This is a genomic window from Okeania hirsuta (assembly GCF_003838195.1).
Taxonomy (GTDB): Bacteria; Cyanobacteriota; Cyanobacteriia; order Cyanobacteriales; family Microcoleaceae; genus Okeania; species Okeania hirsuta.
The window spans coordinates 1-10,278 of record NZ_RCBY01000245.1; the positions used below are offsets into that span (position 1 = coordinate 1).

Below are 10,278 nucleotides of genomic sequence, written 5' to 3' on the forward strand. Positions count from 1 at the left end.
TTAAGGCGCAATATTTTTGGAGAGTTGCTCACGCATCCCCTACTTCCCCTCCTGGGAGGGGGAGGGGCGAGGGGTGGGTTAACTTCTAACTTCTAACTTCTAACTTCTGACTTCGTTTGACTTCTGACTTCTGACTTCTGACTTCGTTATCTTGCCTTGTAATAAGGATGTACATCAATGCTGCAACCACCATCTACAAAAAGAGTCTGCCCAGTAATATAACCTGCCTCTTCTGAAAAGAAAAAGCCAATGCTTGCAGCTACCTCCGAAGGTTTACCAAAGCGCCCTATTGGCACCCCCCTTAAATAGCGCTTTTCCACTTCACTTCCTGATGGGTAATAATATCTAAATAATTATGTGTCAATAGGCCCAGGAGCAACAGCATTAACAGTTATCCCACTCTTGACCAACTCCAAGGCCCAAGTGCGAGTGAAACTAATCATTCCGGCCTTACTGACAGCATAAGTGCCACGGTTTTGCGCTCCCAAAGCAGCGATACTGGAAAGATTAACAATACGGCCCCACTTTTTTGCCTTCATTAATGGCACCACTGCTTGCACAGTTTGGATAGCAACACGCAAATTTAAGTCAATAACTGCATCGAAATTATCTAGTGTTATTTCTTCTAATAACTCTGGGTGTGCTATTCCTACATTATTTACCACTCCATCAAAAGCATACTGCTTGGTTAAATTAGCCAGAGTTTCTGTTGTGGCGTGGCGATCGCTCAGATCGACTGTAAAAAATTCACCAGGAAAGGTCTTTTCAGGAGTGTGACGTGCCAGGCCAATTACTAGATGTCCTTTTTGCGCCAGATATTCTGCTGTAGAGTAACCTATTCCCCGACTTGCACCAGTAATTAAGGTTATATGTTGTTGTGTCATTTTATTTCAGACTTTAACTACAAATTGACCATAGTTTGACAACCTCAGATTAATTTATACAGGACTTACCCATGAATCCTATTGGTAGGGTGTGAAGCGCGGTAGCGTAACTGAGCGAAACCCTATATATGTTGTCAGTGCATAAGTCCTGTTATACTGGAAATCATAAATTAATGCGGTTATTACAGATTTGTGCAAATTATAGACCTAACCAGGAAATATAACTACAACTATTTCACAGTATAACCACCATCTATTGTGAGGGAATGACCTGTAATAAAACTAGCTGCATCGGAGCATAACCAAACAACAGCATTAGCTACTTCTTCTGGTTTACCTAAACGACCAATAGGGTGTGCTGCTGCCATTTGTACTTTACCTTCACTATCATCATCCTTGCCAAAAATACGGTCATTCATATCCGTTTGAATTACACCAGGACAAACACTATTAATTCTAATACCTGCTTCAGCTTGTTCCAAAGCAACAGCTTTTGTTAACCCTATTACACCATGTTTACTAGCACAGTAAATTGAACCATTAGGAACACCAACTAATCCAAATATAGAAGCATTATTTACTATTGCTCCCCCACCATTTTTTAACATTTGTGGAATTTGATATTTCATTGATAACCAAACTCCTTTAAGATTGGTATTAATAATCTGATTCCAATTTTCTTCAGTTTGTTCAATACTAGGTCCTAATATGCCTTCTGTACCTGCATTATTGAAGGCATAATCTAAACGATTATAAGTATTAATTGTTTGATTAACTAAGTTTTCAACTTCAGTAGCTTGAGTAATATCTGTTTTCACAAAGATAGCTTCGCCACCTATTTCTTCAATCATTGCTATTGTTTCTTGACTTTCTTTTTCCCTACGACTGCCGATCGCTACCTTTGCTCCTTTTTTGGCAAAAGCTAGGGCAGTAACTCTACCAATACCTGAACTACCTCCTGTAATTAGAGTAACTTTTCCCTCAAATTCTTTAATTAGATTCATTGCTTTTATCCTTTTCAAAACATGATTATGTTTAAACTAATCTTAGTATTTATTATAGTAGTTTTATTACCAAAAAAAATCTAATACACTTGGCTACTTATTCCCCCCTAAATCTGCGTTAAAATTGCTCTCGTGTCTTTCTTAATTATTGTTAGCTTTTTCTATCAAAAATCAAATGAATATTATAGATAAAAAAATTAAAACATTAGTAGATTTATTACAAAACAGAGCTATCGAAAATCCCAAACAAATAGCTTATACCTTTTTAGTAGATGGAGAAACAGACACAATTAGCTTCACCTATCAACAACTAGAACAACATTCACGAGCGATCGCTACCTATCTCCAATCAGTATGTCCACCAGGAGAACGTGCTTTACTCATCTATCAACCGGGACTAGAGTATATTAGCGCCTTTTTTGGATGTCTTTATGCTGGAATTATTGCAGTTCCTGCCTATCCCCCTAGACCAAATCGCTCCCTGGCCCGTATTCAAACAATTATTAGGGATACAGAGGCCAAAGTAGCTCTAACAACTAAATCTATCATCTCCACCCTAGAACGTCGCGCCTCAGAAACCCCAGAATTGAATAGTTTAGGTTGGTTGGCCACTGACCATATTCCAGACAATGTTGCAGAAAAATGGCTTGAACCAAATATCAACGAAAATACCCTGGCCTTCCTCCAATATACCTCTGGTTCCACAGCCACACCAAAAGGAGTAATGATTACTCACCAAAACCTTTTGCATAATTCTAGTCTGATTCATCAATGTTTTGGACATTCTGTAGAAAGCAAAGGAGTAATCTGGCTACCTCCTTATCACGATATGGGTTTAATTGGTGGGATAGTACAACCTTTATATGGAGCATTTCCAGTAATTTTAATGTCTCCGTTAATGTTTCTGCAAAGTCCGGTACGCTGGCTAAAAGCTATTTCTCAACATCAAGGGACTACCAGCGGTGGACCTAACTTTGCTTACGATCTGTGTGTCCGTAAAATTAAGGCCGAACAGATTCAACATTTGGATTTAAGTAGTTGGGAAGTGGCATTCAATGGTGCTGAACCTATTAGTGCCCAAGTTTTAGAAAGATTTGCCAGAACTTTTGAAGTTTGTGGTTTCCGTCGAGAAGCTTTTTATCCTTGTTACGGGATGGCAGAAGCTACTCTGATAATTTCTGGAGGCGATAAACTTGCTCCACCAGTTCAAACTACTATTGCGACTAACGCATTAGAACAAAACCAGATCGTCTTAGTTTCTGAAACAGAAGGAACAAAAACATTAGTAGGTTGTGGTCAAACTTTGCCAGACCAACAGATTAAAATTGTCCATCCAGAAAAATTAACTCTCTGTGCTGAGGGTGAAGTTGGAGAAATTTGGGTATCAGGGCCAAGCATTGCTGAGGGTTATTGGCGCAAACCAGAAGAAACAAAGCAAACTTTTGAAGCTTTTATCACAGATGCTCTAACACCAAGAGCATTTATGAGAACTGGAGATTTAGGATTTTTAGAGGGGAATGAGTTATTTGTCACAGGTCGTCTGAAGGATGTGATTATTATTAATGGTCGGAATCACTATCCCCAAGACATTGAATGGACAGTCGAGCAAAGTCATCCCATGATTAGACCAGGTTGTGTGGCCGGGTTTTCAGTAGAGGTTGCTGGAGAAGAACATTTAGTAGTAGTGGCGGAGGTGGAACGTAACTTTCGCCAACTGCTTCATGGAAGTCAAAAGTCAAAAGTCAAAAGTCAAAAGTATAACTCCACTAATGAATCTATTGGCTTGGTAAAGCTTGATTTTTTTAGTCAGCGTAATGGTAAGTCTGATACGGAAAATGTTGATAACTCTCAGGACTTAGTTAAATCTATCCAACGGTCTGTGTCAAGAAATCACGATTTACAGATTTATCAGATCCTGTTGCTTAAACCGGGAGCTATTCCCAAAACTTCTAGTGGAAAAGTTCAGCGTTATGCTTGTCGCGAAGGCTTTTTAGCCGGAACTCTACAAATATTTGAATAAATAAGGTTTTATTGAAGTCAGAGTGGTAGGTTGGGTTGAGGAACCGTTAGCGCCAGCTTATCCATAGGATAAACCCAACAACTATAGGACTTACGCATAGCCACCTTATGTATTGCTCTGCCGATTAAATCTAAAAGTCCAGTAGTGGACTGTTTCATCTAATTTGGTGCAATAGATTTAGGTTGGGTTGAGGGACGATCTTCGCAGCTTATCCGCAGGATAAACCCAACAACAATCTTTCTCCCGTAGGGACGTTGCATGCAACGTCCCTACCTACTCCCCTACTCCCTAATGCACCATTTAAGAGCAAACAGTCTACTGGACTGGACTTATAACTACTGGACTTATAACTTCTAATGGCTGGTTATCCCTACTTCGTATAAGATCGTGACACAATAACCATCATGCCTTCCCCAGTGTTTTTTTGGGGTGGTCAATCAGTTGAAATAGTTAGCTATTTCAGGTAATTGTCACAAGTTAAAAGTTGCTCCCAATAAATCAGAAGCCAAATTTCTGATTTTCCAGGGGGATTTTTGACCCCAATATGTGCTATTGCATATAAGCTACAAGACAAAACTAAGTGACAAGCAATTTTAACGTGGTGCAGGAGTGAACAATGAAACTGTTGAACCAGCTTATGAATGAGCAAGACAGCCAAAATCTGTCTTTAGTGAAGAACGATCAAGACCCTGCCTTGCAAGTCCCACAATCATCTCCAGTCAGAGATAATATTAAGTCCTGGTTGGTCTCCCAATTAGCTGAACGGCTAGAACTGGAAACCAATGAGATAGATATTGAGCGGGATTTTACTGATTATGGTCTTAACTCAATTGAAGTGGTCAATCTTTCTGGAGAACTAGAAAATCTCCTCGGTCGGCGACTTCCTCCAACTCTATTATTGGATTATCCTACTATTGAAGCTTTAGCTGAATATTTAGTGGAGGATACCACCCAGGATACAGGGCCAAATATTCACAAAAAATTAGAAGATGAGGCTGAGGTCTCAACTTCTAATCCAACTATTGAAACTGAAGAAATTCCTTTAGAGTATTATAACTTCGACCTATACCCAGAATATCTGCAACTGCAAAAGCAAATGGCAGAAATTAATGCTACAGGTATTGGTAACCCGTTTTTTATACCTCAAGAACGGATTAATAATAATACCACAGTTATAGGTGGTAGGGAATTGGTTAATTATGCCACCTACAATTATTTAGGTATGTGTGGTGACTCTTTAGTATCTAATGCTGCTAAGGAAGCTATCGATCGCTATGGTACTTCTGTTTCTGCCAGTAGGTTATTATCAGGAGAAAAGCCATTACATCAGGAATTGGAAAGAGAAATTGCTGATTTTATTGGCGTTGAGGATAGTATTGTTTATGTCGGGGGTCATGCGACTAATGTAACTACTATTAGTCATTTGTTTGGGCAAAATGATTTAATTCTCCATGACTCTTTGAGCCATAATAGTATTTTCCAAGGTTGTTTATTATCGGGAGCAACTATTATTGCTTTTCCTCATAATGACTGGCAAGCTTTGGATAGGTTATTGAGCGATCGCCGTCATCGTTATAAACGAATACTTATTGCTATAGAAGGTGTATATAGTACAGATGGTGATATTCCAGATTTACCTAAATTTATTGAGATTAAACAACGTTACAAAGCTTTTCTGATGGTAGATGAGGCTCATTCTATCGGTACTATTGGTAAGCATGGTCGGGGTATTAGTGAATACTTTGGGGTTGACCCCAATGATATCGATCTATGGATGGGTACTTTAAGTAAATCTTTTGCTAGTTGTGGTGGTTATATTGCTGGTAGCAAAGCATTAGTAGAATATCTTAAATATACTTCTCCAGGATTTGTCTATAGTGTAGGTATTTCCCCACCAGATGCAGCATCAGTATTAGCCGCTATTCGTTTGTTGAAGGCGGAACCTGAAAGGGTGAGACAATTGCAAGAAAGGTCTCGACTATTTTTGGAATGCGCTCGCGAACGAGGTCTGAATACTGGTATGAGTAAAGATTCTCCAGTTATACCTATTATTGTGGGTGAGTCTATTAAGTCTGTACTATTATCCCAAAATTTATTTAAGCGAGGGATTAATGTACCGTTTATGTTTTATCCGTCTGTGCCACACAATGCAGCCAGACTACGTTTTTTTATCACTTGTAATCATACAGATGAGCAAATTCGCTTCACTGTAGATACTCTTGCGGAAGAGCTGAGGAAGATGGATATTTAGTAGGTAATGGCTAATAGCTAATCATAAATAATACAATTAGCTATTAGCTATTCGGATTGACAAATGATATCAAATCCGGTTAAACAGTCATAGGTTGGTTAAGTCTTTAGGAGTCAGGAGGAGAGAGAATCACAAAGATGAGCGTAGTTATGACGATTCGAGATTTTTTTGATGTCCAATTCCCCCGGATTTGATCTGAAAGTGATTTAGCAAAGCAGTTTAGGAATATTTTGCTCTCGATCTGTTGACTCAAATTGTTGATTATTTTTGATTATCTGCCCCAAAATTTTTGCCATAATATCAGGTTGAAACAGAATTTTTGGAGATTGAGTCAGTTGCATGACTAATATATATTTTTGATAAACTTCCGGGTGCTCTACTGAAAGCAGCAATACCTGGTCTAAATATTGCTGTATTAATCTTGTCATCCATTCTGGTTTGCCACCTTCTGTACCTGGCCAACGTAAATCTTCTCCAGTTGCCATTAACCAGGGAGTAGTATTGACTTGAGCAAGTTGCTTCTGGAAACCCTTAGTGAACCCATTGAGACTAGGATGATTTTGCAAGCACTGGTCGAGAGCGATCGCTCCTAAAGCAGCTACAGTCATACCTTGACCATAAACAGGATTAAAGCAACATACTGCATCACCTATAGCAACAATACCATCTGGTAGTCTGGATAATTTCTCGTAATGACTGAGGCGGTTTTCTGTACGTCGGTATCCATAGACAGGGGAAATGGGTTGAGCATCTTTAATAAATTCGTAGACAATGGGATTTCGCAAACTACGGGCAAATTCTAAGAAACCAACTTCATCAGTAGGAGGATAATCTTTGTTGATACCATAAAGAGTAGTCACCCAAAAATTGTTTTCCACCGAATAAATTATCCCTGCACGTTGATCATTGGGTGGCTTTGTTGCTACTGCTAATACTTTCCAATCTGTCTGAAAACCCTCTGGGCACTTATACCATCGACTACTATAGCCCAAAAAAGAATTTATTACTGTTTCTTCAGGAGCTTGATAACCTAAAGCAGTTAACCATTTAGGTAGAGAAGAATTTCGCCCACTAGCATCAACAACTAAGTCAGCAGTTAAATCTTGTTCGTGAGAATTTGACTTTATTCGTACTCCTGTCACTTTGGAGTTATTAACGTTGCTGAGTAAATTTTTTACCTGAGTACCTTCTAGAAATTGCACGCTGTAATCAGCAGTTAATTGACGGCGTATTGACCACTCTAATAGATGCCGACTACAAAGACAACTTTTTATATCGGAACGAAACCGAGGTTGCCAACCAAATAAATTATACCAGGGAAATTCTGCCGCCCAATCAATTTTTAGGGAACCAGCAGTTTCCAAATCTTTGACTAAACCAGGAAACAGTTGCTCTAAAATTTGTTGACCTTTGGATAATAGTACATGGACGTGATGGCTTTGAGCTACTCCTGGCCGAAATTGGGGATGTTCGGGAAAGCGATCACGCTCTACTATTGTTACTTGTTGAAAATGGTTTGTTAATACTCGCCCTGCTAATAACCCTGCGATACTACCACCAATTACAATTGCATGGTTACCTTTTGTAGGTTGTTGCTGTGAAATATTGATTTTGTCTGAGTAGATCATTATTTTTGTATAAAATTTAAGAATTTACCGAATAATTAAGGTAAAAATCCTCTCCTTTAAAGGAGAAACAAGCGATCAAGGGATGGCGATCTTCGGAGCGGCTCTGTCAAGAGCGGGTCTCCTCGCTGGCCGACCATCGACCAAGAGAAGAAAAAATTTTCCTTTGAGTTAATCCTATCCGTTTTCAAGGAGAGGTAATAATTAATAATTAATTATTAATTGTTGAAAGTACCAAAGAAATTTTGAAATTACCTCTACTTTTCTCTTTTCTTCCCTCCTGACTACTGACTCCTCCCTAGTTATTAATAACAGTCGAAGCAAAGGTCATGGACAGATCAAAAGCTTAAGACTCTGACAACACAAAATGGAGTTGGTGATTTGAGGTATGATACCATGTCCAGATAATAGCAATAGCTTGATAGAATTGCGTTCCGTGCTCCGCTTTAACGTGCGTTGTGCGCCAGCAAACAAAAAATTTTCTCCTTCTATTCCTTATTTCTTCCTTACTGAGGAGGTCCTCCCCCTCCCAGGAGGGAGGGGGAGGGGCGAGGGGTGGGTTGACTCCTAACTAATGAAAATTAATATCATACACGCGCTTCACCAACACCCACAAAATTTTTCCTTCTTCCTTCTTCCTTCTTCCTTCTGCTATTAAATTATCCCATCATTTTGCAGAGCCTGATTTTTAACTCTTGTTGGTAAAGATAAGAAACTCCAGGCAGATTTTTCTTCAATTTCATTAGTTGGCGGAGCAAGCACAATTAAACCATCAGGAATACACTTAATTTCAACTGGGGTAGTGCCAATAATTTCACCGTCAAGGACAACTTTTTGCGGTGGATCTGTACTAACTTTTACCTGCTTTGTTCGCAAACCAATAGTATCTTGATCTTGAGCAGGAGTTTTAAATATAGCTGACCCGAACATTCTAACTACGGTATTAACAGCTTGCAGTCTACTATTGGAGGTAATAATCATTACTTCTAATAAACCATCATTCATAATTACTTCTCCCAAACCTTGAGCTAAAACTGATGTGGGTGGAGCTGCATTAGCAATAGTTATTGCTCCTGCTTCAAAGGTTTTGGTAACACCGTCAATTTCTATTTCAACATCAAAAAGTTGTTGTTCGTTTAGTTGCTGCCAACCTGCCATAACGTAGGCAAGCACTCCCCAACGATTTTTGGCTTCTCGATCTGCTCTCTCTATAGTTTCTGCTTCATACCCCACTCCTGCTAACAAAATCATGGTACGGTCATTACACTGACCAACATCTATTGTACGAATTTTGCCTGCTAAGATAATATCGCAAGCACTTCTAATTGGTGTAATGCTGGGAATTCCTAAAGCCATACCAAAAGCATTGGCAGTACCTCTAGGAATTATACCCAGAGGAATACCTGTATTTACTAATTCTCCCGCAACGGCAGAAACAGTGCCATCACCGCCAGAAGCAATAATCAGATCTGCTTGTTTAGCGATCGCTTCTTTTGTCAATTCTTCTGCTGTTTGCTCTATAGTGGTTTCGTGTATATGTAAATGTAGATGAGGTTCGAGAAGTGATTTAATTAATGATAATTCTTGTTGAGCATTGCCCTGGCCAGATACAGGGTTGAATATGAGGTGGGCAACGGTGGCCTGAATTAAACTGTTAATAATTATTTCGGCAGTGGCAATATTAATCGCAATGGGAACATTATGCACCTGACAAATACGCAGTAATAATTTGAGATCTGGTTCATAAGATTGAGAAAATAGGTAGTCTACTAAACAGATAACAGCAATAATATTTCCTGTGGCTATTTCTGCTGCTATTTGAGCATCTCCTCCCAAGGAAATTGGTAATACAGAGTTTATTTCTATAACTGCTTCTTGTAAAAGATATTGAGCAGTGTCTTCTGGCGCAACTAATTTATAGCGAGATAGCACAACTTGATGTTTTTTGACAAATTCAACTAAGTTGTCTTTTTTGCTGTCATAAGCAAGTAAAGCAATTGTGTTTGTCATGGTTTTTATTCTGGAATAAGTATACTAAGTTAGGAGTTATACCAAGGGTGGAAAAAGAATATTACGAATAATCAGGGCAGTTATAGCGCTGCGCGTAGGGAACAGGCAATAGGGAACAGCTCATTTGGGGAAATAAAAAGCTGATCATATAAGATTTTAGCTATTGGAAACTTCCTGCAATTTGTAAATATGCCAGTGCACATTGCTATCAAAGACATGTGCAGGAGATGTCCCTTGGACTAAAAAGATAAATTCCGACCTAATGAATGGTATCAAAGCTATTTATTCTGTATGTGGCCAATCCGACGGCTCCCCTACCTGACTCGGTCCTCAGTCCTCCTAAGAAATAACCTAAGTAGAACATGGTAAATTTTGGGCGCTATGTATCAAATTGTAAATTAGCTCAAAAATTTATATAGCAATCCTAAATAGGTCGTGACAAATCAAAAAGTAAATAAAAAAACTGAAACTCTTACCTGTTCCC

Annotated in this window: 5 protein-coding genes and 1 pseudogene; 2 read left to right on the forward strand and 4 right to left on the reverse strand. The window is 39.0% G+C overall.

Going from position 1 to position 10,278, the window contains the following annotated elements; genetic code table 11:
- Window positions 1-146: 146 nt before the first annotated feature.
- Together D5R40_RS26635 and D5R40_RS26640 are read right to left on the reverse strand one after the other, a co-directional pair.
- A pseudogene (locus D5R40_RS26635) lies at window positions 147-884 on the reverse strand (SDR family oxidoreductase).
- A 230-nt stretch (window positions 885-1,114) separates the two neighbouring features.
- Window positions 1,115-1,888: an SDR family oxidoreductase gene (locus tag D5R40_RS26640; RefSeq protein ID WP_124155463.1), complete on the reverse strand. Its 774-nt coding sequence runs from the start codon at window positions 1,886-1,888 to the stop codon at window positions 1,115-1,117.
- Between the two features lie 175 nt (window positions 1,889-2,063).
- On the opposite strand from D5R40_RS26640, the gene D5R40_RS26645 reads away from it, so the two are divergent.
- On the forward strand, window positions 2,064-3,908 hold the full coding sequence (locus tag D5R40_RS26645) for a fatty acyl-AMP ligase (RefSeq protein WP_124155464.1): 1,845 nt from the start codon (window positions 2,064-2,066) through the stop codon (window positions 3,906-3,908).
- A 637-nt stretch (window positions 3,909-4,545) separates the two neighbouring features.
- Window positions 4,546-6,159 (forward strand): aminotransferase class I/II-fold pyridoxal phosphate-dependent enzyme, encoded by a 1,614-nt coding sequence (locus D5R40_RS26650; protein WP_240041661.1) that lies wholly within the window; start codon window positions 4,546-4,548, stop codon window positions 6,157-6,159.
- A 206-nt stretch (window positions 6,160-6,365) separates the two neighbouring features.
- Here the strand turns inward: D5R40_RS26650 and D5R40_RS26655 are convergent, their stop codons facing one another.
- On the reverse strand, window positions 6,366-7,787 hold the full coding sequence (locus D5R40_RS26655) for an FAD-dependent oxidoreductase (RefSeq protein ID WP_124144023.1): 1,422 nt from the start codon (window positions 7,785-7,787) through the stop codon (window positions 6,366-6,368).
- Window positions 7,788-8,438: 651 nt separating this feature from the next.
- Window positions 8,439-9,794, reverse strand: coding sequence for a methylglyoxal synthase (locus D5R40_RS26660; RefSeq protein WP_124144024.1), 1,356 nt, complete (start codon window positions 9,792-9,794; stop codon window positions 8,439-8,441).
- Window positions 9,795-10,278 lie beyond the last annotated feature (484 nt).

Excerpts from the sequence above, each read along its gene's own strand:
- D5R40_RS26650 (WP_240041661.1), top strand. The coding sequence starts at position 4,546 with ATGAATGAGCAAGACAGCCAAAATCTGTCTTTAGTGAAGAACGATCAA.
- D5R40_RS26645 (WP_124155464.1), top strand. The coding sequence starts at position 2,064 with ATGAATATTATAGATAAAAAAATTAAAACATTAGTAGATTTATTACAA.
- D5R40_RS26660 (WP_124144024.1), bottom strand. The coding sequence starts at position 9,794 with ATGACAAACACAATTGCTTTACTTGCTTATGACAGCAAAAAAGACAAC.
- D5R40_RS26640 (WP_124155463.1), bottom strand. The coding sequence starts at position 1,888 with ATGAATCTAATTAAAGAATTTGAGGGAAAAGTTACTCTAATTACAGGA.
- D5R40_RS26655 (WP_124144023.1), bottom strand. The coding sequence starts at position 7,787 with ATGATCTACTCAGACAAAATCAATATTTCACAGCAACAACCTACAAAA.